The following is a 20,266-nucleotide window of genomic DNA, read 5'->3' as shown; positions in this document are numbered from 1 at the left end:
CAGTTGCCAGACCGCAAGATGTTTTAACAAATCAAAAGGGGTTTTAATAACTGACTTAAAGCTGAAAGCTTTCCGGAACCCCCAGCCTAGCTGGGGGTTTTCCATAGACAAAAAAAAGCCCGGATATACACCCGGGCTGAAGAAAAATACAACGGGAAAAAGATTAGCGAGTCAAATCGTCAAAGAATTTTTTCACGCCGTCAAAGAAGCTTTTTGAACGCGGGCTGTTTTTCTCTCCCGTCGGGCCGCCAAAACTTTCCTGAAGATCTTTTAGCAATTGCTTCTGTTTTTCGCTCAGACCGACCGGCGTTTCAACCACCACACGGCACAGCAAATCGCCCTGCGCGCCACCGCGTACGGACTTCACGCCTTTGCCGCGCATACGGAACAGCTTGCCCGTTTGTGTTTCGCTCGGTACTTTCAGCATCACGCGACCATCTAACGTCGGCACTTCAATTTCACCGCCGAGCGCCGCCATCGCAAAGTTAATCGGCACTTCGCAATAAAGATTATTGCCTTCACGCTCGAAAATAGGGTGTTGTTTCACCTGGACCTGAACATACAAGTCGCCTGCCGGTGCGCCATGCTCGCCCGCTTCGCCCTCGCCTGCCAGACGAATACGATCGCCGGTATCCACGCCCGCCGGGATTTTAACGGACAGAGTTTTACTCTTTTCAACACGCCCATGACCGTGACATTTATGGCACGGATCTTTGATCAGCGTACCGCGTCCCTGACAGTGTGGGCAGGTCTGCTGTACAGCAAAGAATCCCTGGCGCATCTGTACCTGACCAGAACCATGACAGGTCGGACAGGTTTGCGGTTGCGTACCAGCTTTCGCGCCGCTGCCGTGGCAAACGTCGCACTCCTCCAGCGTCGGAATACGGATCTCTTTGGTCACGCCACGCACCGCTTCTTCCAGGGTGAGATCCATGTTATAACGTAAATCAGCCCCACGCGCCGCACGTTGGCGACCACGCCCGCCGCCAAAGATATCGCCAAAAACGTCACCAAAGATATCACTGAAATCAGCGCCGCCATTAAAGCCGCCGCCAAATCCGCCGCCCATACCGCCTTGTTCAAACGCGGCGTGACCATACTGATCGTAGGCTGCGCGTTTTTGCGCATCGGTCAGCACTTCGTAGGCTTCTTTAATCTCTTTAAACTTAGCTTCGGCCTCTTTATCACCCTGATTGCGGTCCGGATGATATTTCATGGCCAGGCGCTTATACGCCTTTTTGATTTCACGCTCTTCCGCTGTTTTGGAAACGCCTAAAATCTCGTAGTAATCTCTTTTCGCCATCTCTTTTTATCTGCCCTTAACATGCATACACGGGCGGAGAGGAAACCTCTTCGCCCGTGCCAGTAATTACCCGTTCAAAGGGCGATTATTTTTTATCTTTTACTTCTTCAAACTCAGCGTCGACAACGTCGTCATCTTTCGCGTTGTTTGCAGAAGCGTCAGCGGAGCCAGCCTGCTGCTGCGCATGTTGCTGCTGAGCGATTTCCATCAGTTTCTGGGAAACCTGCGCCAGTTCCTGCATTTTCGCTTCGATAGCGGCTTTATCTTCGCCTTTCAGGGCAGTTTCCAGCGCGCTCAGGGCAGACTCGATAGCGGTTTTGTCATCAGCCGGCAGTTTATCGCCTGCTTCTTCAACCTGCTTACGGGTGCTGTGCAGCAGATGGTCGCCCTGGTTACGGGTCTGAACCAGCTCTTCGAACTTACGGTCGGATTCAGCGTTCGCTTCTGCATCGCGAACCATTTTCTGAATTTCTTCCTCGTTCAGACCAGAAGACGCCTTGATAGTGATCTTCTGCTCTTTACCGCTATTTTTATCTTTCGCGGAGACGTGCAGGATACCGTCAGCATCGATATCGAAGGTGACTTCGATCTGCGGCATACCGCGCGGCGCCGGGTTGATGCCATCCAGGTTGAACTGACCCAGAGATTTGTTATCAGACGCACGCTTACGCTCACCCTGCAGCACATGGATGGTTACCGCAGACTGGTTGTCTTCCGCAGTAGAGAACACCTGGCTGTGCTTGGTCGGGATGGTGGTGTTTTTGGTGATAAGCGGAGTCATCACGCCACCCATCGTTTCGATACCCAGAGACAGCGGGGTAACGTCCAGCAGCAGTACGTCTTTCACATCACCGGTCAACACGCCGCCCTGTACCGCTGCGCCGATAGCCACAGCTTCGTCCGGGTTAACGTCTTTACGCGGCTCTTTACCAAAGAATTCAGCCACTTTTTTCTGCACCATTGGCATACGGGTCTGACCGCCGACGAGGATCACGTCGTTGATATCAGACACGGACAGGCCAGCGTCCTGCAGTGCGACTTTCAGCGGCTCGATAGAACGGTTCACCAGATCTTCAACCAGGCTTTCCAGTTTTGCACGAGTCACTTTGATGTTCATGTGTTTCGGACCGGTGGCATCTGCGGTAATGTACGGCAGGTTCACGTCGGTCTGCTGCGCAGAAGACAGCTCGATTTTGGCTTTTTCTGCGGCTTCTTTCAGGCGCTGCATGGCCAGCGGATCGTTACGCAGGTCAATGCCCTGATCTTTCTTAAACTCGTCAACGAGGTAGTTGATCAGGCGGGTATCGAAGTCTTCACCACCCAGGTGGGTATCACCGTTGGTTGCCAGAACTTCAAAGGTTTTTTCGCCATCAACTTCGTCGATTTCGATAATAGAGATATCGAAAGTACCACCACCGAGGTCGTAAACCGCGATAGTACGGTTGCCGACTTCTTTATCCAGACCGTAAGCCAGCGCTGCGGCAGTCGGTTCGTTGATGATACGTTTAACTTCCAGCCCCGCGATACGACCCGCATCTTTGGTAGCCTGACGCTGCGCATCGTTAAAGTAAGCCGGTACGGTGATAACCGCTTCAGTTACCGGTTCGCCCAGATAATCTTCAGCCGTTTTCTTCATTTTCTTCAGCACTTCGGCAGAAATCTGCGGCGGCGCCATTTTCTGACCTTTCACATCAAGCCATGCGTCGCCGTTGTCGGCGCCGATGATTTTGTACGGCATGATAGAAACGTCACGTTGAACTTCTTCGTCCTGGAAGCGGCGGCCAATCAGGCGTTTAATCGCAAACAGGGTGTTTTGCGGGTTTGTCACTGCCTGACGTTTAGCCGGCTGACCAACCAGAGTTTCACCATCCTGGGTATAAGCAATGATAGAAGGCGTAGTGCGATCGCCCTCGGCGTTCTCCAGCACGCGTGCCTGCGTTCCATCCATAATCGCTACACAAGAGTTGGTAGTACCCAGGTCGATACCAATAATTTTACCCATCTAAACGTCTCCACTAAAAATTCGGTCATCATGTGGTTGTGAATCTGTAATAAGGGCGAAACGTGCGGTTTCAACTACCCTGAATCGTTTTTTTTCAGACTCACCACTGCGGTTGACTACAAGATGGGGTCGTAACCCACGTCATCAAGGGGGAGATGAAAAAATTTTTTAGTGACGAGAGGGCGCGATGGAAAACCAGACAGATAAATATTCATGAAATAAATTAAACAACGAATACTATTCACAGAAAAATTGTAATAAAAAGAAAAGATTACAAAACTGAATCGTTGTCATGAGCAGAGTATGATAGACGGTAATTGCTTATTGAACCCGTCAAAGAGAAATTCCATGCGATCTGTGTTAACGATTTCCGCCGGTCTGCTTTTCGGCCTGGCGTTAAGTAGCGTCGCGCACGCGAACGACCATAAAATACTGGGTGTTATTGCCATGCCCAGAAATGAAACGAACGATCTCGCGCTGAAAATTCCCGTCTGCCGCATCGTGAAGCGCATTCAACTCACGGCGGATCACGGCGACATCGAACTTAGCGGCGCATCCGTCTATTTTAAAACTGCGCGTAGCGCCAGCCAAAGCCTGAACGTCCCTTCCTCAATCAAAGAAGGCCAGACGACAGGCTGGATCAATATTAATAGCGATAACGACAACAAACGCTGCGTATCAAAGATTACCTTCTCAGGCCATACGGTAAATTCTTCCGATATGGCGAGACTTAAAGTCATTGGCGACGATTAATCGCTGTTATTTCTATTCCAAAAGCCAGACTGAAAATGAACGTCACTTATTTACACGACGAGGATTTAGACTTTCTTCAGCATTGTAGCGAAGAACAACTCGCCGATTTCGCCCGTTTGCTGACGCATAACGAAAAGGGCAAGGCTCGCTTGTCAAGCGTCCTTAGTCATAACGAGCTGTTCAAAGCGATGGAAGGTCACCCGGAGCAACACCGCCGTAACTGGCAGCTCATTGCCGGCGAGTTTCAGCATTACGGCGGCGACAGTATCGCCAACAAATTGCGCGGACACGGAAAACAGTACCGCGCGATTCTGCTGGATGTCGCAAAACGGCTAAAACTTAAAGCAGATAAAAGCATGTCGACGTTTGAAATAGAACAGCAACTGCTGGAGCATTTTTTACGTCATACCTGGCAGAAGATGGACGCGGCGCATAAGCAGGAATTTCTGCAAGCCGTAGACGCCAAAGTTTCTGAACTGGAAGAACTGCTGCCGCTGCTCATGAAAGATCGCAGTCTGGCAAAAGGGGTCTCCCACCTGCTTTCCACCCAGCTTACCCGCATTTTACGTACCCATGCCGCAATGAGCATCCTGGGCCACGGATTGCTGCGCGGCGCAGGTCTTGGCGGCCCGGTCGGCGCGGCGTTAAACGGCGTCAAAGCGATGAGCGGCAGCGCGTATCGCGTGACTATTCCGGCGGTGTTGCAAATAGCCTGCCTGCGACGAATGATGGCAGCCGTTCAGGCGTGAATGCCCTCACAGGGGGAAATATTTTCTTTTCCCCCTTATTAGATCATAGACAGTCCTCTTCCCCCTGATTATTATGCCGCGCCCCGAATACGGAACTCGTTATTCTGGGAAACTATTTCACCATTCAATTATGATGATTTTGAGGAATTATGGGCAACACTAAGTTGGCTAATCCGGCACCGCTGGGCCTGATGGGCTTCGGCATGACCACCATTCTGCTTAACCTGCACAATGCCGGTTTTTTCGCCCTGGACGGTATTATTCTGGCGATGGGGATTTTCTACGGCGGTATCGCGCAAATTTTTGCCGGTCTGCTGGAATACAAAAAAGGCAATACCTTTGGTTTAACGGCCTTTACCTCTTACGGTTCGTTCTGGCTGACGCTGGTCGCTATCCTGCTGATGCCGAAAATGGGCCTGACGGATGCGCCTGACGCTCAGCTACTCGGCGCTTATTTAGGTCTGTGGGGCGTGTTCACGCTGTTTATGTTCTTCGGTACGCTGAAAGCCGCCCGCGCGCTGCAATTTGTTTTCCTGAGCCTGACCGTACTGTTCGCTCTGCTGGCGGTCGGCAATATCACCGGTAACGAAGCCATTATCCATATCGCAGGCTGGGTTGGTCTGGTTTGCGGCGCCAGCGCTATTTATCTGGCGATGGGTGAAGTGCTAAACGAGCAATTTGGCCGCACTATTCTGCCAATCGGCGAGGCGCACTAAATCTCTTTTATTCCTCCCGCACCGGGAGGAATAACCCTACTATCAGTATCCTCCCTCCGGTCAGGACGACATATTCTCACGTCTGGCGCTCTTCGGACGGAAAGCGGCAACCACTTCCGGCGCGGTTTCGACATACGGCCCGTCAAGCAGCTGTATACAATACGGCACGCTCGCAAAAATGCCCGGCACGCTAACGCTGCCATCGTCCGCTTTTACGCCTTCCAGCGTTTCTTTGATCGATTTTGGCTGTCCAGGCAGATTAAGAATTAACGCCTGTTTACGGATAACGCCCACCTGGCGGGAAAGAATGGCGGTCGGCACAAAGCGCAGGCTGATCTGGCGCATCTGTTCGCCAAAACCTGGCATTTCACGGTCGGCGATGGCAAGGGTTGCGTCCGGCGTGACGTCGCGACGCGCCGGACCGGTACCGCCAGTGGTCAGCACCAGATGACAACTCATCTCATCAACCAGTTCACATAAGGTCTGTTCGATGATCGCCTGTTCATCCGGGATCAGTCGCGTTTGCAGCTCAAAAGGGGTGGTAAGGGCAGATGCCAGCCACTCTTCAAGGGCCGGGATACCTTTATCCTGGTAAACGCCGCTGGAAGCACGGTCAGAAATGGAAACCAGGCCAATGCGTAAAGTATTCATGATTATTCCGTTTAAACAGTCTCGTTAAACAGAATGATACACTGCGAAAGGAAGGACAGACAGGTTTCAGAAGAGGTAGCGTGACCCATATCAGGGCCACGCGTTAATGATTACAGCAGATCGCCGATCATTTTTTCCAGTTTTTCCTGGTCTACCGCAAACTTACGGATACCATCCGCCAGTTTGTCAACCGCCATGGGGTCCTGGTGATGCTGCCACAGGAACTCGGCTTCGGTAATGCGTTCCGGGCGCGCTTTGACTTCGCCGGAGAAAGAGAGCTTACGCTCAATCGCCCCTTCGCTTTCCGCCAGTTCTTTCAGCAATGCCGGCGCGATAGTCAGACGGTCGCAGCCCGCCAGTTCCAGAATTTCGCCTACGTTACGGAAGCTTGCGCCCATAACGACGGTTTCGTAACCATGCTGTTTGTAGTACTCGTAGATTTCCGTTACGGAAACCACGCCCGGATCTTCAGCTGGCGCATAGTCTTTCTTGTCGGTATTGGCTTTATACCAGTCAAGAATACGACCTACGAACGGCGAGATCAGGTAGACGCCCGCTTCGGCGCACGCACGCGCCTGCGCGAAGGAGAACAGCAGCGTCAGGTTACAGTTGATGCCTTCTTTTTCCAGCTGTTCGGCTGCACGAATGCCCTGCCAGGTGGACGCCAGCTTGATCAGGATACGATCGTTGCTGATACCCGCATCATTGTAGAGTTTAATGATACGTTTTGCTTTGGCGATAGACGCTTCAGTGTCATAAGACAGACGCGCGTCAACTTCGGTAGAAATACGCCCCGGCACCAGCTTCAGGATTTCCAGGCCAATATTCACCGCCAGCTTATCGGTCGCGTCAACAACCTGCTGCGCGCGGTCGCTGCTCTGCTGTTTCGCCCAGGCGACAGCATCGTCAATCAGCTTACGATATTCCGGGATTTGCGCTGCGTTAAGAATGAGAGAAGGGTTAGTTGTAGCATCCTGCGGCTGGTACAGCTTCATTGCCGCGATATCTCCGGTATCAGCCACTACGGTGGTGAACTGACGAAGGGAGGTCAATTTGTCCGTCATGATAGAGTTTCTCTTTAAACAGCTTGTTAGGGGATGTAACCGGTCTACCCTGATGATAACACGACGCACTCACAGCGCAACCGCCTACATGCACCTGGCTGCCCTTGTGCACTGTTTGCGTATCTGACGACGGTTGATGCGCAATTAAAGGATACCGCCGTATTTATGGTAAACTGCCGTTAATATTAGTCTGACAAGGTCATCTACATCATGGGTCACGCTTATACAGGATTATCAAAGCGTGCCGGCATCAACAAGAGGGACGTTAATGCCTGAGTTTTTCAGTTTTATTAACGAAATACTCTGGGGCTCGGTAATGATTTACCTGCTGCTCGGCGCAGGATGTTGGTTTACCTGGCGTACCGGATTCATTCAATTTCGTTATATTCGCCAATTTAGCCGCAGTCTGAAAGGCAGCCTTAGCCCGCAGCCAGGCGGCCTGACGTCATTTCAGGCACTGTGTACCAGCCTCGCGGCGCGGATTGGCAGCGGTAATCTGGCCGGCGTGGCGCTGGCTATCGCCGCAGGCGGTCCCGGCGCGGTATTCTGGATGTGGGTCTCGGCCATCATTGGCATGGCGACCTCCTTCGCCGAGTGTTCGCTTGCCCAGCTTTATAAAGAACGTGACCCGACAGGCCAGTTCCGCGGCGGCCCGGCGTGGTATATGGCGCGTGGGCTGGGAATGCGCTGGATGGGCGTGGTTTTCGCCCTCTTTCTGCTCGTCGCCTACGGGTTGATTTTTAATAGCGTGCAGGCGAATGCCGTCTCACGCGCGCTCCATTTCGCCTTCAACATTCCGCCGCTTATCTCCGGCATTGCTCTGGCGCTCTGTGCCCTGTTAATTATCATTCGCGGCATCAAAGGCGTCGCCCGTCTGATGCAATGGCTGATTCCCATCATCGCGTTATTGTGGGTCGCCGGCAGCGTATTCATTTGCCTCTGGCATATTGAGCAAATGCCTGGCGTTATCGCCTCGATAGTCAAAAGCGCATTTGGTTGGCAGGAAGCCGCGGCAGGCGCAGCCGGATATACGCTCACTCAGGCTATTACCAGCGGTTTTCAGCGTGGGATGTTCTCTAATGAAGCGGGTATGGGGTCAACGCCTAATGCGGCCGCGGCGGCAACGTCGTATCCCCCTCACCCTGTCGCGCAGGGGATTGTGCAAATGATTGGCGTATTCAGCGACACCATTATCATCTGTACCGCCAGCGCGATGATTATCCTGCTGGCGGGGAATCACGCGTCCCATTCGTCAACAGAAGGCATTCAGCTTCTCCAACATGCAATGGTTTCGTTGACCGGTGAATGGGGCGCCAGTTTTGTCGCGCTTATCGTCATTCTGTTCGCGTTCAGTTCTATCGTCGCCAACTATATTTACGCTGAAAACAATCTGTTTTTTCTGCGGTTACATAACGCAAAGGCTATCTGGCTATTACGCCTTGCGACGCTTGGCATGGTTATCGCCGGTACGCTTATCAGTTTTCCGCTGATATGGCAGCTCGCTGACATGATCATGGCCTGTATGGCCATTACCAATCTGACGGCGATTTTGTTGCTCTCACCGGTGGTGTATACCCTTGCCGGCGATTATCTGCGACAACGGAAACTGGGCGTAAGACCGCAGTTCGATCCGCGGCGCTTCCCGGATATCGAACCACAACTGGCGCCAGATACCTGGGAGGCGGCATCGCGCGATTAAGCCGACAATCGCAACCATCGGTCAACTCTGCGGCGTTTTTTTGCTAAAGTCGCAGAAAATTCCCTGCAAGGACTGAATATGCTGATTCTGATTTCACCTGCAAAAACGCTTGATTATCAAAGCCCGCTGGCCACGACCCGCTATACCCAGCCGGAGCTGTTGGATCACAGCCAGCAGCTTATTCAACAGGCCCGCCAGCTTTCGGCGCCGCAAATTTCCAGGCTGATGGGAATTAGCGACAAACTGGCGGATCTCAACGCCACGCGTTTTCATGACTGGCAGCCTCATTTTACGCCGGATAATGCACGCCAGGCGATTCTGGCGTTCAAAGGCGATGTTTATACCGGCCTACAGGCGGAAACGTTCAACGACGCGGATTTTGATTTTGCTCAACAACATCTGCGTATGCTCTCTGGCTTGTATGGCGTATTGCGCCCGCTGGATTTAATGCAGCCTTATCGTCTGGAGATGGGGATTCGCCTGGAGAATCCGCGCGGCAAAGATCTTTATCAATTCTGGGGCGATATCATTACCGATAAGCTCAACGAAGCGCTTGAGGCGCAGGGCGATCGGGTGGTAGTGAATCTGGCCTCCGAGGAATATTTTAAATCGGTGAAGCCGAAGAAACTGAATGCCGAACTGATTAAGCCCGTGTTCCTTGATGAGAAAAACGGCAAGTTTAAGGTGGTAAGCTTCTACGCCAAAAAAGCGCGCGGACTGATGAGCCGTTTTATTATTGAAAACCGCTTAACGAAGCCGGAACAGCTTACCGCGTTTGACCGTGAAGGGTATTTCTTTGATGAAGAAACCTCCACACAAGACGAGCTGGTCTTTAAACGCTACGAGCAGTAACGGCATCGCCGGATGGCGGTTACGCCTTATCCGGCCTACAAATCGACACCACCCCATAGGCCCGGTAAGCGACAGCGCCACCGGGCGCAATGGTTACTGGCGGGTCATCATCAGCTTACGCAGGGCGGCAAAATCCGCAGGCAGATGATGTGAAAGCAGCGGCAGATCGGCGCGTTCGGCGAGCGCTTCAGGCAAGGCCAGCGTTTCTCCCAGAATGGACTCCACGCTTTCTTTAAACTTCGCCGGATGCGCCGTTCCGAGAAACAAGCCATACTCGCCAGGGTTTAACTGGTCGCGTAATGCCCGATACGCTACCGCCGCATGAGGTTCCGAGATATAACCTTTCGCTTTCAGCTCGCGCATCGTCTGTTGTGTCGTAGTGTCATCCACCGCCGCATAGCCCAGCTCAGTCAGACGCCAGATTTTACGGCGGAATAGCTCCTCCACACGCGGCCAGTTATTCGGCTGGCTGACATCCATCGCATTCGACAGGGTCGCCTGCGTCGCTTTCGGCGCCCACTTCCCGTCATGCAGAAAACGCGGCACCGTGTCGTTGACGTTGGTGGCGGCGATAAAACGTTTCACCGGTAGGCCTAACGACTTCGCCAGCAGCCCTGCCGTCAAATCGCCAAAGTTGCCGCTGGGGACGGAGATCACCAGTTGGTTACGCGCCCCCTGCGGCAGTTGCGCCACGGCTTCAAAGTAGTAGCAAATTTGCGCCAACAGGCGGCTGATATTAATCGAATTAGCCGAATTCAGCCCCAGCGCCGTTTTCAGATCTTCGTCATCAAATGCCTGTTTCACCAGCGCCTGGCAAGCGTCGAAATCGCCGTCGATCGCCACGGTTTCAATGTTGCCGCCCAGCGTACAGAACAGTTTTTCCTGCAACGGACTGATTTTACCGCGCGGGTAGAGAATGACGACCCGCACATTTTCCAGGCCATAGAACGCGTGAGCCACCGCCGCGCCGGTATCGCCTGACGTTGCGGTCAGAATCGTCACCGGTTTGTCGCCGCTGATATGCGTCAGCATTTGCGCCATAAAACGCCCGCCGAAGTCTTTAAAGGCCAGCGTCGGACCATGGAACAGCTCCAGGCAGCCGACATCGCTTTCTACCTGCGCTACCGGCGCCGGGAACGCAAACGCCGCGCGGACGCGCTCCTCCAGAATTTGCTGCGGTATTTCATCGCCAATAAATGCCGAGAGGATCTTTGCGCTACGGCTGACAAAGTCCTGGTTGAGCATCTCATCAATTTCCGTCAGGCTAAACTCCGGCAGATCGTGCGGAAAAAAAAGTCCCTGCTGTTTGCCCAGCCCTTGCGTGACGGCCTGCGCAAAGCTGACCTGCTCATTATGGTCTTTCAGATTATAGAGTTTCATTGATTATCCCACTACTCGTGCGCCCGCCGTATCCAGCCGGCAAATATGAACGAAGCCTTCCTGATTTTGCAGATAATGTTTGCTCAGCCAGTCCGCGACGCGTTGCGCCGTCTCCGGTTTATCGCATAGCGCAAACAGCGTCGGCCCCGATCCGGAAATCCCGCTCGCCAGCGCGCCGATCTCCGACACCGCCTGCCGCGCCTGGCTAAAGCCCGGCAGTAAACGCGCGCGGTATGGTTCGGCAATAACATCTTTCATCAGCGCGGCGGCAAGCTGCGGCTGCCGCGAGTAACAGGCGTGAATAAAACCGGCCAGATGCCGTCCATGCGCAATGCAATCCTGACGGCGATACTGCGCAGGCAAAATGGCCCGTGCTTCTGCGGTAGAAACTTTAATGCCCGGATAAGCCAGTACCCATAGCCACTCATCAAAGCCCGGCACCTGCTGACTAATAATGCCGTTTTCTTCAATCATCAACTGCATACCGCCAAGAAAGCACGGCGCGACGTTATCGTAATGGATGCTGCCGGAGATACGGCCTTCCAGCTCGCCCATCAGCGCCAACAGACGCGTGTCGTTTAACGGTTTGCCGCAGTGCTCATTCATCGCGACCAGCGCGGCGACGACGGAACAGGCGCTGGACCCTAACCCGGAACCAATCGGCATATTTTTTTCCAGCGTCATCGCCACCGGGATGGTTTTCCCCAATGCCTGGCAAAAACGTTCCCAGCACTGATAAACAATATTTTCACGCGGCTCCGGCGGCAGTTTATCGGCAAATCGCCCCAGGTTATGCAGACGGAAATGATCCGCTGCTTCAACGGATACCACATCGCCCAGCAACGTGCCGTCAACGGGTGTGACGGCCGCGCCCAACACGTCGAAACCGACGCTCATGTTCGCGCTGGAAGCCGGGGCATACACTTTCACCATGTTAAACTCCTAACTTCCATGAGAGGGTCCGTAACAGATCGGCAAACACGCCCGCCGCCGTCACATCATTGCCTGCGCCGTAGCCGCGCAGCACCAACGGCAAGGGCTGATAATAGTGGCTGTAGAACGCCAGCGCGTTTTCACCGTTTTTCACTTTGAAGAGCGGATCGTTACCATCAACTTCGGCAATCTTCACGCGGCACACGCCATCCTCTTCGATATTGCCCACATAGCGCAATACCTTACCTTCATCACGAGCTTTCGCCACACGGGCGGCAAACGCGTCGTCAAGCTGCGGCAGATGCGCCATAAAAGCGGTCACATCGCCGGAGGCGTCAAACTCGTTCGGCAACACCGGTTCAATCACAATATCGGAAAGCTCCAGCTCGCGACCCGTCTCGCGGGCGAGGATCAACAGTTTCCGCGCCACATCCATACCGGAAAGATCGTCGCGCGGATCGGGTTCGGTATAGCCCATCTCGCGCGCCAGCGCGGTCGCCTGTGAGAGACTCATCCCCTCTTCCAGTTTACCGAAAATAAAAGAGAGCGACCCGGAAAGAATGCCGGAAAATTTTTGCAGTTCATCACCGGCATTCAGCAGGTTTTGCAGGTTTTCGATTACCGGCAAACCGGCGCCGACGTTGGTGTCATACAAGAATTTGCGCCGTGATTGCGCGGCGGCGAAACGTAGCTGATGGTAGTAGTCCATCGACGAGGTGTTCGCTTTCTTGTTCGGCGTCACCACATGGAACCCTTCACGCAGGAAGTCGGCATATTGGTCGGCCACCGCCTGACTGGAGGTACAATCAACAATCACCGGATTGAGTAGATGATATTCTTTCACCAGGCGAATTAAGCGTCCCAGATTGAACGGCGCGTTCGCTTGCGCCAGTTCCGCCTGCCAGTTGTCCAGATTCAGGCCATGCACATTGGTTAGCAACGCCTTTGAGTTCGCCACGCCGCACACGCGTAGATCGATGTGCTTGTTCTTCAGCCAGGTTTGCTGACGTTTAAGCTGTTCCAGTAGCGCGCCGCCGACGCCGCCGACGCCAATGACAAACACTTCAATCACCTGATCGGTATTGAACAGCATCTGGTGCGTTACCCGCACGCCGGTGGTGGCATCGTCGTTATTCACCACCACAGAAATGGAACGCTCAGAAGATCCCTGAGCGATCGCCACGATATTGATATTAGCCCGCGCCAGCGCGGCGAAGAATTTCGCTGAAATGCCGCGTAGCGTGCGCATACCGTCGCCGACAACAGAGATAATCGCCAACCGCTCCGTAACCGCCAGCGGCTCCAGCAGCCCCTCTTTCAGCTCCAGATAGAACTCATCCTGCATCGCACGGCGGGCACGCGCGCAGTCACTCTGCGGCACACAGAAACTGATGCTGTACTCAGAGGAGGACTGGGTAATGAGCACCACCGAGATCCCGGCGCGAGACATGGCGGCGAAAACACGCGCCGCCATCCCAATCATCCCTTTCATTCCCGGGCCGGAGACGCTAAACATCGCCATGTTGTTAAGGTTAGAGATCCCTTTAACCGGCAGGTTATCATCGTCGCTGGACGCGCCGATCAGCGTTCCTGGCGCCTGCGGATTACCGGTATTTTTAATCAGACAGGGGATCTGGAACTGGGCGATGGGCGTAATGGTGCGAGGGTGAAGGACTTTGGCGCCGAAGTAAGAGAGTTCCATCGCTTCCTGGTAGGACATCGATTTCAGCAGCCTGGCGTCCGGCACCTGGCGCGGGTCACAGGTATACACGCCATCGACGTCAGTCCAGACTTCACAGCAGTCAGCGCGTAAACAGGCGGCCAGCACGGCGGCGGAATAGTCGGAACCATTACGGCCCAGCACCACCAGTTCACCCTTTTCATTACCGGCGGTAAAGCCCGCCATCAGGATCATGTGATCGGCCGGGATCTGGCTGGCGGCGATACGGCGAGTCGATTCCGCGATATCGACGGTAGATTCAAGGTAATGGCCCACCGCCAGCAATTTTTCTACCGGATCGATCACCGTGACGCGATGCCCACGCGCCTCCAGAAGTCCCGCCATAATCGCGATCGACATTTTTTCGCCACGGCAAATCAGCGCGGCGTTGATGCTATCCGGGCACTGACCCAGCAGGCTGATACCATGCAAAACATGTTTGATCTGAGCGAATTCTTGTTCGACAACCATTTTCAACCGTGCAAGCGGGAATCCCGGCTGCGCGCTGGCAAGTCCTGCGAGCAGGTCAGAAAAAATACGTTCGGCATCGCTGATATTCGGCAAAGCATCCTGACCGCCGATAGTTTTTTCAATCATCGCCACCAGATGGTTGGTAATTTTCGCGGGGGCGGAAAGTACGGTCGCTACCTGCCCTTGCCTGGCATTGCTTTCCAGAATATCGGCAACACGCAGAAAACGTTCTGCATTTGCCACTGATGTACCGCCGAACTTCAACACTCGCATGGTTGTTACCTCGTGATCTCTGGTCGAAAAAAAAGCCCGCACTGTTCAGGTGCGGGCTTTTTTCTGTGTTTCCTGTACGCGTCAGCCCGCACCGTTACCTGTGGTAATGGTGATGGTGGTAATGGTGGTGGTGCTGATGCGGTTCATGGATGTTGTGTACTCTGTCATTTTTATTTGTCTGTCTTGTATTCCTATATTGGTTAAAGTATCTGCCCGCCTAAGTCAATAAATTTTTAAATTGATCACATTCCGAAATTTGTTCATGTGCTGCTGGCGATATATTTATTTTCAACCAATTCCCCCTGTCACGGTCTCTTGCAACCAGACGTAATCTCTTATTATTTTAAAAATTACAGCACGTTATTTTGTTAGTTTTTTTTCAATATCATGGACCAAACGGTGCAACATTACCGTATCTCGCTGTCCCAGCAGGCCGATTCGCTGTTGTAGCCAGTCGGTTAATTTGTGGTCATCGGCCGCCTCCAGAGTCGTTAGCAGGCGTAAAAGGCGCGCGCGTAACGCCTGTAACTGCGATTCATCAGCAATATCAACGGATTCTGTGGTCTGTTGCATTAAACCTGCTAATTGATAGCAATACACCATGACCGCCTGACCCAGATTGAGCGAAGGGTAATCCGCCGCCATCGGCACGCCGGTCAATACATCCGCCAGCGCCAGCTCGTCATTGGTCAAACCGGAATCCTCACGGCCAAAAACCAGCGCGGCATGACGCATCCAGCGTGATTTTTCCTGTAATAAGGGAACCAGTTCAGCGGGCGAAGTGTAGTAATGAAATTTTGCCCGGCTGCGGGCTGTCGTCGCGACGGTAAAATCCACATCGTGGAGCGCGTCGGCAAGGGTGCGAAAAACCTCAATATTATCAATAATATCTCCAGATCCATGTGCGACCCAACGGGTGGCGGGCTCCAGGTGCGCCTGGCTGTCGACAATACGCAGGTCAGTAAATCCCATGGTCTTCATAGCCCGGGCGGCTGCGCCGATATTTTCCGCTCTGGCGGGAGCGACAAGAACGATTGTTACACGCATTTCATTACTCTTTTTGACTAATTTACAGGAAATTAGCTGGCGTTTGTAAGCATATTACGCTTCGCAAATTTACAAAATTTTAACGGATATCACTGAAAAAGCATTTTTGATTTCGTAAAAGACGCTACACTATTGCGTATCTGTACTATTGCTGTTTATGTTAACAGAACATCGTTATCCTGCTGTTTATTTAGGATAATTTAATTTAAAATAGATCCTGTTCTTTGGATTCATCACATTTATTAGTTGGCTTACGTAACTAGTTGGAATATTGCAAATTTGTGATGAAAGCTAGCATTTAGCTACGATGATTTCATCAAACTGTTAACGTGCTACAATTGAACTTGATATATGTCAACGAAGCGTAGTTTTATTAGGTGTCCGGTACGTCTTAGCCTGTTATGTTGCTGTTAAAATGGTTAGGATGACAGCCGTTTTTGACACTGTCGGGTCCAGAGGGAAAGTACCCACGACCAAGCTAATGATGTTGTTGACGTTGATGGAAAGTGCATCAAGAACGCAATTACGTACTTTAGTCATGTTACGCCGATCATGTTAATTTGCGACATGCATCAGGCAGGTCAGGGACTTTTGTACTTCCTGTTTCGATTTAGTTGGCAATTTAGGTAGCAAACATGCAGACCCCGCACATTCTTATCGTTGAAGACGAGTTGGTAACACGCAACACGTTGAAAAGTATTTTCGAAGCGGAAGGCTATGATGTATTCGAAGCGACAGATGGCGCGGAAATGCATCAGATCCTCTCTGAATATGACATCAACCTGGTGATCATGGATATCAATCTGCCAGGGAAAAACGGTCTCCTGTTAGCGCGTGAACTGCGTGAACAGGCTAACGTTGCGCTGATGTTCCTGACGGGCCGCGATAACGAAGTCGACAAAATTCTCGGCCTCGAAATCGGCGCGGATGATTACATCACCAAACCGTTTAACCCACGCGAATTGACCATCCGTGCCCGCAACCTGCTGTCCCGTACCATGAACCTGGGTACCGTCAGCGAAGAGCGTCGTAGCGTTGAAAGCTACAAGTTCAACGGTTGGGAACTAGATATCAACAGTCGTTCACTGATCGGCCCGGACGGCGAGCAGTATAAACTACCGCGCAGCGAGTTCCGCGCGATGCTGCACTTCTGCGAAAACCCTGGCAAAATTCAGTCACGCGCAGAGCTGTTGAAGAAAATGACCGGCCGCGAGCTGAAGCCGCATGACCGTACTGTTGACGTTACCATTCGTCGTATTCGTAAGCATTTCGAATCCACGCCGGATACGCCGGAAATCATCGCCACCATTCACGGCGAAGGTTATCGCTTCTGCGGCGACCTGCAGGATTAATTCGGCCCAGGCGCCGAACCGTAAAAACAGCCGGTAAGTTATTCTTACTGGCTGTTTCTTATGCTCCCCTTCCGCTAAGCGGCCTCGCTTTCCCTCCTGACCTGCCGTTATGACGTACTCTTTTACATAAAAATTGTCGTATAGCGCTGTTTATCTCAGCTTGCGAAAGTTAAGGTAGTTTGTGTATTTACATTAAAGAGTAATATACGGGATTTGTTGGTCCCCAAAAAATAAGGGGATGCTCACAGGACGTGAGGTTTCACAGGATGAAAAAATCACCATTATGCTGCTACCTGTTTTGTGCAGCGATGTCAGCTTCATCAGCCGCGCTGGCTGCTACCGCGCCGGTCTCCGCAGGCGTTATTCATTTCAAAGGCCAGATTGTCGAATATGGTTGTAATCTTGCGCCTCACGATCGCAATATCGAGGTATTATGTTTGCGGAATAATATCCCCCATTTGCAGACAGTCGCCACACCGTCTGGAAACGCTATTTCGTTGATGAATGGAATCGCCACGGTACGGCACGTGTCGTTAAAAGATCATCCGGAGATTCAAAGCCTGATCGTCCAGTACCGCTAACCGCTTATGGCTCCCGCCGGGAGGAGTTCCGGCAGGCGGCGATTTCGCTCAGTAAAACGCCGCCCGCCTGCATTTTGTACTTTTCTCTCATTCGTATCCTCCAATAGCGATGTTCATCGCTTCGCTATCCTGTACGCTCTACGCGCTCGTTAAGCACGGTACCTATGATAGCTGTCATAAAATGATTGCAAATAAAATCATCACATTTACTATGGTTAACCTTACAAACAGCGTTGTCGCTCATGCATTGATAAGGTGAATACATTGACTTAAATATTCTTGTTGGCTATTTTAATTTACTTAATTATAATTTTAAGTGAATATTAAATTTATGTTTACCTTTTAATAGTCAACCACTTTATCAGCCATAATAATGGGGAAGATATGAAGCAGTTAAACGGCGGGAATGTGTATCGTCCCACAGGGAAAGAAAAAAACCTGCAAGCCATTTTAAATATTCATCGGCACGTTATTCAAAACATCTCCCCTGTCACTATTACGGCCGGTAAAACACTGGATATCAAGATTGATAATCAATCCCACATCCTGTTAATCACTAAAGGCGCTATTAAAGTATGTCGGCGTATCGACAGCATTGTAATGGGCTGCGGTGTCTCACCAATGATTTTAGGCCTTGTAGATGCCTATGCTGACTTATACCAGTTAGAAGAGAATTCAGACGTCTTTTTTATCGCCGAAACCACCTGTGAATATTATCCTGTCCCAGTAAAAGATTTTGTGGAAATAGCTGATGAAAAGCATCTCTGGCGTGACATTTCGAACATCCTGATGTACCGCATTGCTTTCATGACTAACCGTGACAGAAACCTTATCGGGCAGGACGCCTATAGCCAGATAAAAGCGCTGTTACTTGAACTGTGGTCGTATCCTGAAAGCTCACGATTTGAGATCAACGCACAGAACTTCATACAGCAGAGAACCGGGCTTTCACGCAGCCGTATCATGCAGGTACTTTCAGAACTAAAAGCGGGGGACTATATAAAAATACTGCATGGAAGACTGTTAGAGCTTCGAAACCTGCCGGTTTCATTTTAAACGGACAAGCGTCGTATATTCTTAAAAATAAAGCAATATAGAGTTAAATAAATCCCCCAGGAAATAATAACTATTATCAAAAAAGAGATCTTGCTCTATAAATTCAGTCATCAACTATACTTCTTTAGTGGTATTTTATTAAACTTTGTTACCGGGTCCGAAACTGGACTGCCGTTCAATATTGCATCAGAATTTTTATTGAGTTCATAGTTGATATACGTAGAATAGCCGCCTGCTTATCTACAGAACAGAAAGAAGCGCATACAGAGTAAAATATAATATTTTATTTTATATAGCTATCTTTATTTTTCAGCGAATAGAATCAGGCAACAATTAATATGTTTAATAAGAAAATTATCATCCTGGCAATGTTAACTGCCGTAGCATCCACACCGGTATTTGCCCAGAATACGATTACGTTCAATGGCAAAATTTACGATCAGGCGTGTACGGTTCAGGTTAATGGCTCCACGGATACCACCATTGATTTAGGCAATTACAGCAAAGAACGCATCGCGGAAAAAGGCGCCACAACCGATTACGTGCCGTTTATCGTAAGCCTGGTTAGCTGCCCGGAAGCAGGGACTGGCGTACCGACCCAGGCCATGTTCCGCTTCCACGGCGCAACAGATGATTCCAACCCAACGTACTTCAAAAACGCGGACGAAGGATCGGAAACGGGCGCCGCGGGTGTCGGTATTTCTATTCAGAACGCTTCACATAGCGATGTGACAGATAACACGGATGATGCCGCAGTGAACCTGCCAACCGACGGCTCGAAAGCAGACTTTACCTATTACGCCGCCATGGCAAACGATGGTTCCGCAACCGTAACCGGTGGAGATGTTAGCACTCAGGTTACGTATACCGTTTCGTATCAGTAAGGCATTCTCATCCTGATGTGGACAGGCAGGATGCCAGTCCATAGCGTAAAACATCTTTACAGAGTAAAAAATGAAACACATAAAGAAATCCGTGTTGGTCGTATTACTGACAAGCCATGTTGCCCATGCCAGCATTGTTGTTGGCGGAACCCGACTGGTTTTCGACGGCAATAATGATGAGTCGTCAATCAATGTAGAGAATAAAGACAGCAAAGCGAATCTTGTTCAGTCATGGTTATCGGTTGCCGATCCCCAGGTCACAAATAAGCAGGCGTTTATTATCACCCCGCCTCTTTTTCGCCTTGATGCCGGGCAAAAGAACAGTATTCGGGTTATTCGCTCTGGCGCCCCTCTACCTGCAGATCGGGAGTCTATGTACTGGCTCAATATTAAGGGTATTCCTTCTATTGATGATAATGCCTCCGCGAACCGCGTGGAAATCTCCATTAATACCCAAATAAAGCTTATATATCGACCGCCAGCATTAACAAAATCAACGCCTGATAGCCAGAGCCAACAATTAAAATGGCAGACGGCAGGTGATGTTATTACCGTAAATAACCCCACTCCCTATTATATGAACTTTGCCAGTGTGACGCTTAACAGCCATGAAGTGAAATCAGCGACCTTCGTTCCGCCAAAATCATCAGCGTCATTTAAATTGGGTTCTACTGCCGCCCCTCATGGCACGGTAACGTGGCGATTAATCAGCGATTATGGGATGAGTTTAGAGCCGCATTCCGGTTCATTCTAGCCATTAACGACTTCACTTTACTTTTA

Annotated in this window: 20 protein-coding genes and 1 other annotated feature; of the genes, 10 read left to right on the top strand and 10 right to left on the bottom strand. The window is 51.3% G+C overall.

Going from position 1 to position 20,266, the window contains the following annotated elements; all coding sequences use genetic code 11:
* Positions 1–163: 163 nt before the first annotated feature.
* Together dnaJ and dnaK are read right to left on the bottom strand one after the other, a co-directional pair.
* On the bottom strand, positions 164–1,303 hold the full coding sequence (gene dnaJ / locus HV477_RS07915; protein WP_001119009.1) for a molecular chaperone DnaJ: 1,140 nt from the start codon (positions 1,301–1,303) through the stop codon (positions 164–166).
* Between the two features lie 85 nt (positions 1,304–1,388).
* Positions 1,389–3,305 carry a molecular chaperone DnaK gene (gene dnaK / locus HV477_RS07910; protein ID WP_000516126.1) on the bottom strand — a complete coding sequence of 639 codons (1,917 nt, stop codon included), beginning with the start codon at positions 3,303–3,305 and terminating at the stop codon, positions 1,389–1,391.
* A 348-nt stretch (positions 3,306–3,653) separates the two neighbouring features.
* Here dnaK and HV477_RS07905 point away from each other — a divergent pair, with 348 nt between their 5' ends.
* From HV477_RS07905 to satP, 3 genes are all read left to right on the top strand, one after another.
* Positions 3,654–4,058: a DUF2541 family protein gene (locus tag HV477_RS07905; protein WP_001258084.1), complete on the top strand. Its 405-nt coding sequence runs from the start codon at positions 3,654–3,656 to the stop codon at positions 4,056–4,058.
* 35 nt (positions 4,059–4,093) lie between these two features.
* Positions 4,094–4,807: an acidic protein MsyB gene (gene msyB, locus HV477_RS07900; RefSeq protein WP_001103477.1), complete on the top strand. Its 714-nt coding sequence runs from the start codon at positions 4,094–4,096 to the stop codon at positions 4,805–4,807.
* Between the two features lie 149 nt (positions 4,808–4,956).
* Entirely contained in the window at positions 4,957–5,523 is a 567-nt protein-coding gene (satP, locus tag HV477_RS07895; protein WP_000528525.1) for an acetate uptake transporter, read from the top strand.
* A 60-nt stretch (positions 5,524–5,583) separates the two neighbouring features.
* On the opposite strand, the gene mog is transcribed toward satP, so the two are convergent.
* Together mog and tal are read right to left on the bottom strand one after the other, a co-directional pair.
* Positions 5,584–6,174: a molybdopterin adenylyltransferase gene (mog, locus tag HV477_RS07890; RefSeq protein ID WP_001094677.1), complete on the bottom strand. Its 591-nt coding sequence runs from the start codon at positions 6,172–6,174 to the stop codon at positions 5,584–5,586.
* Between the two features lie 110 nt (positions 6,175–6,284).
* On the bottom strand, positions 6,285–7,238 hold the full coding sequence (gene tal, locus HV477_RS07885; protein ID WP_000130175.1) for a transaldolase: 954 nt from the start codon (positions 7,236–7,238) through the stop codon (positions 6,285–6,287).
* Positions 7,239–7,506: 268 nt separating this feature from the next.
* On the opposite strand from tal, the gene HV477_RS07880 reads away from it, so the two are divergent.
* Positions 7,507–8,937 (top strand): sodium:alanine symporter family protein, encoded by a 1,431-nt coding sequence (locus HV477_RS07880; protein WP_079898706.1) that lies wholly within the window; start codon positions 7,507–7,509, stop codon positions 8,935–8,937.
* Between the two features lie 78 nt (positions 8,938–9,015).
* On the top strand, positions 9,016–9,789 hold the full coding sequence (gene yaaA / locus HV477_RS07875; protein WP_000906175.1) for a peroxide stress protein YaaA: 774 nt from the start codon (positions 9,016–9,018) through the stop codon (positions 9,787–9,789).
* A 93-nt stretch (positions 9,790–9,882) separates the two neighbouring features.
* Here the strand turns inward: yaaA and thrC are convergent, their stop codons facing one another.
* The 6 genes from thrC to yjjY all read right to left on the bottom strand — a co-directional run bounded on the left by thrC (position 9,883) and on the right by yjjY (position 16,153).
* Positions 9,883–11,169 (bottom strand): threonine synthase, encoded by a 1,287-nt coding sequence (gene thrC, locus HV477_RS07870; RefSeq protein WP_079823029.1) that lies wholly within the window; start codon positions 11,167–11,169, stop codon positions 9,883–9,885.
* 3 nt (positions 11,170–11,172) lie between these two features.
* Positions 11,173–12,102, bottom strand: coding sequence for a homoserine kinase (thrB, locus tag HV477_RS07865; protein ID WP_000241685.1), 930 nt, complete (start codon positions 12,100–12,102; stop codon positions 11,173–11,175).
* 1 nt (position 12,103) lies between these two features.
* Positions 12,104–14,566: a bifunctional aspartate kinase/homoserine dehydrogenase I gene (thrA, locus tag HV477_RS07860; RefSeq protein WP_079898707.1), complete on the bottom strand. Its 2,463-nt coding sequence runs from the start codon at positions 14,564–14,566 to the stop codon at positions 12,104–12,106.
* A gap of 25 nt (positions 14,567–14,591) precedes the next feature.
* Positions 14,592–14,712, bottom strand: a sequence feature (Thr leader region).
* The gene (gene thrL, locus HV477_RS07855; protein WP_001575544.1) at positions 14,648–14,713 is read right to left on the bottom strand and encodes a thr operon leader peptide; all 66 of its coding nucleotides are present in this window, start codon (positions 14,711–14,713) and stop codon (positions 14,648–14,650) included. (Overlaps the previous feature by 65 nt.)
* Positions 14,714–14,926: 213 nt before the next feature.
* On the bottom strand, positions 14,927–15,613 hold the full coding sequence (locus HV477_RS07850) for a tRNA/rRNA methyltransferase (RefSeq protein ID WP_079898708.1): 687 nt from the start codon (positions 15,611–15,613) through the stop codon (positions 14,927–14,929).
* Between the two features lie 399 nt (positions 15,614–16,012).
* Positions 16,013–16,153: a protein YjjY gene (yjjY, locus tag HV477_RS07845; RefSeq protein WP_001541509.1), complete on the bottom strand. Its 141-nt coding sequence runs from the start codon at positions 16,151–16,153 to the stop codon at positions 16,013–16,015.
* A 95-nt stretch (positions 16,154–16,248) separates the two neighbouring features.
* On the opposite strand from yjjY, the gene arcA reads away from it, so the two are divergent.
* From arcA to sthA, 5 genes are all read left to right on the top strand, one after another.
* A complete protein-coding gene (gene arcA, locus HV477_RS07840) occupies positions 16,249–16,965 on the top strand; it encodes a two-component system response regulator ArcA (RefSeq protein ID WP_001194359.1) in 717 nt (238 codons plus the stop codon).
* 266 nt (positions 16,966–17,231) lie between these two features.
* Positions 17,232–17,546, top strand: coding sequence for a hypothetical protein (locus HV477_RS07835; protein ID WP_175064947.1), 315 nt, complete (start codon positions 17,232–17,234; stop codon positions 17,544–17,546).
* Between the two features lie 384 nt (positions 17,547–17,930).
* Complete coding sequence (locus HV477_RS07830) at positions 17,931–18,602, top strand: winged helix-turn-helix transcriptional regulator (RefSeq protein ID WP_000811635.1); 672 nt, start codon at positions 17,931–17,933, stop codon at positions 18,600–18,602.
* A 338-nt stretch (positions 18,603–18,940) separates the two neighbouring features.
* Positions 18,941–19,486 (top strand): fimbrial protein, encoded by a 546-nt coding sequence (locus tag HV477_RS07825; protein ID WP_001628055.1) that lies wholly within the window; start codon positions 18,941–18,943, stop codon positions 19,484–19,486.
* A gap of 70 nt (positions 19,487–19,556) precedes the next feature.
* Positions 19,557–20,240 carry a fimbrial biogenesis chaperone SthA gene (gene sthA / locus HV477_RS07820; protein ID WP_000680522.1) on the top strand — a complete coding sequence of 228 codons (684 nt, stop codon included), beginning with the start codon at positions 19,557–19,559 and terminating at the stop codon, positions 20,238–20,240.
* The last annotated feature ends 26 nt before the right edge of the window (positions 20,241–20,266 follow it).

Origin of the sequence: Salmonella sp. SG203, assembly GCF_013350575.1 — a bacterium.
Lineage (GTDB): Bacteria > Pseudomonadota > Gammaproteobacteria > Enterobacterales > Enterobacteriaceae > Salmonella > Salmonella enterica.
The sequence above is the reverse complement of the archived record's forward strand: the minus strand, read 5'-3'. Positions and strand labels throughout refer to the sequence as shown.

Excerpts from the sequence above, each read along its gene's own strand:
- thrB (WP_000241685.1), bottom strand. The coding sequence starts at position 12,102 with ATGGTGAAAGTGTATGCCCCGGCTTCCAGCGCGAACATGAGCGTCGGT.
- arcA (WP_001194359.1), top strand. The coding sequence starts at position 16,249 with ATGCAGACCCCGCACATTCTTATCGTTGAAGACGAGTTGGTAACACGC.
- yaaA (WP_000906175.1), top strand. The coding sequence starts at position 9,016 with ATGCTGATTCTGATTTCACCTGCAAAAACGCTTGATTATCAAAGCCCG.
- HV477_RS07835 (WP_175064947.1), top strand. The coding sequence starts at position 17,232 with ATGAAAAAATCACCATTATGCTGCTACCTGTTTTGTGCAGCGATGTCA.
- thrC (WP_079823029.1), bottom strand. The coding sequence starts at position 11,169 with ATGAAACTCTATAATCTGAAAGACCATAATGAGCAGGTCAGCTTTGCG.
- thrA (WP_079898707.1), bottom strand. The coding sequence starts at position 14,566 with ATGCGAGTGTTGAAGTTCGGCGGTACATCAGTGGCAAATGCAGAACGT.
- msyB (WP_001103477.1), top strand. The coding sequence starts at position 4,094 with ATGAACGTCACTTATTTACACGACGAGGATTTAGACTTTCTTCAGCAT.
- mog (WP_001094677.1), bottom strand. The coding sequence starts at position 6,174 with ATGAATACTTTACGCATTGGCCTGGTTTCCATTTCTGACCGTGCTTCC.
- HV477_RS07905 (WP_001258084.1), top strand. The coding sequence starts at position 3,654 with ATGCGATCTGTGTTAACGATTTCCGCCGGTCTGCTTTTCGGCCTGGCG.
- satP (WP_000528525.1), top strand. The coding sequence starts at position 4,957 with ATGGGCAACACTAAGTTGGCTAATCCGGCACCGCTGGGCCTGATGGGC.
- sthA (WP_000680522.1), top strand. The coding sequence starts at position 19,557 with ATGAAACACATAAAGAAATCCGTGTTGGTCGTATTACTGACAAGCCAT.
- yjjY (WP_001541509.1), bottom strand. The coding sequence starts at position 16,153 with ATGACTAAAGTACGTAATTGCGTTCTTGATGCACTTTCCATCAACGTC.
- HV477_RS07830 (WP_000811635.1), top strand. The coding sequence starts at position 17,931 with ATGAAGCAGTTAAACGGCGGGAATGTGTATCGTCCCACAGGGAAAGAA.
- HV477_RS07850 (WP_079898708.1), bottom strand. The coding sequence starts at position 15,613 with ATGCGTGTAACAATCGTTCTTGTCGCTCCCGCCAGAGCGGAAAATATC.
- HV477_RS07880 (WP_079898706.1), top strand. The coding sequence starts at position 7,507 with ATGCCTGAGTTTTTCAGTTTTATTAACGAAATACTCTGGGGCTCGGTA.
- dnaJ (WP_001119009.1), bottom strand. The coding sequence starts at position 1,303 with ATGGCGAAAAGAGATTACTACGAGATTTTAGGCGTTTCCAAAACAGCG.
- tal (WP_000130175.1), bottom strand. The coding sequence starts at position 7,238 with ATGACGGACAAATTGACCTCCCTTCGTCAGTTCACCACCGTAGTGGCT.
- dnaK (WP_000516126.1), bottom strand. The coding sequence starts at position 3,305 with ATGGGTAAAATTATTGGTATCGACCTGGGTACTACCAACTCTTGTGTA.
- HV477_RS07825 (WP_001628055.1), top strand. The coding sequence starts at position 18,941 with ATGTTTAATAAGAAAATTATCATCCTGGCAATGTTAACTGCCGTAGCA.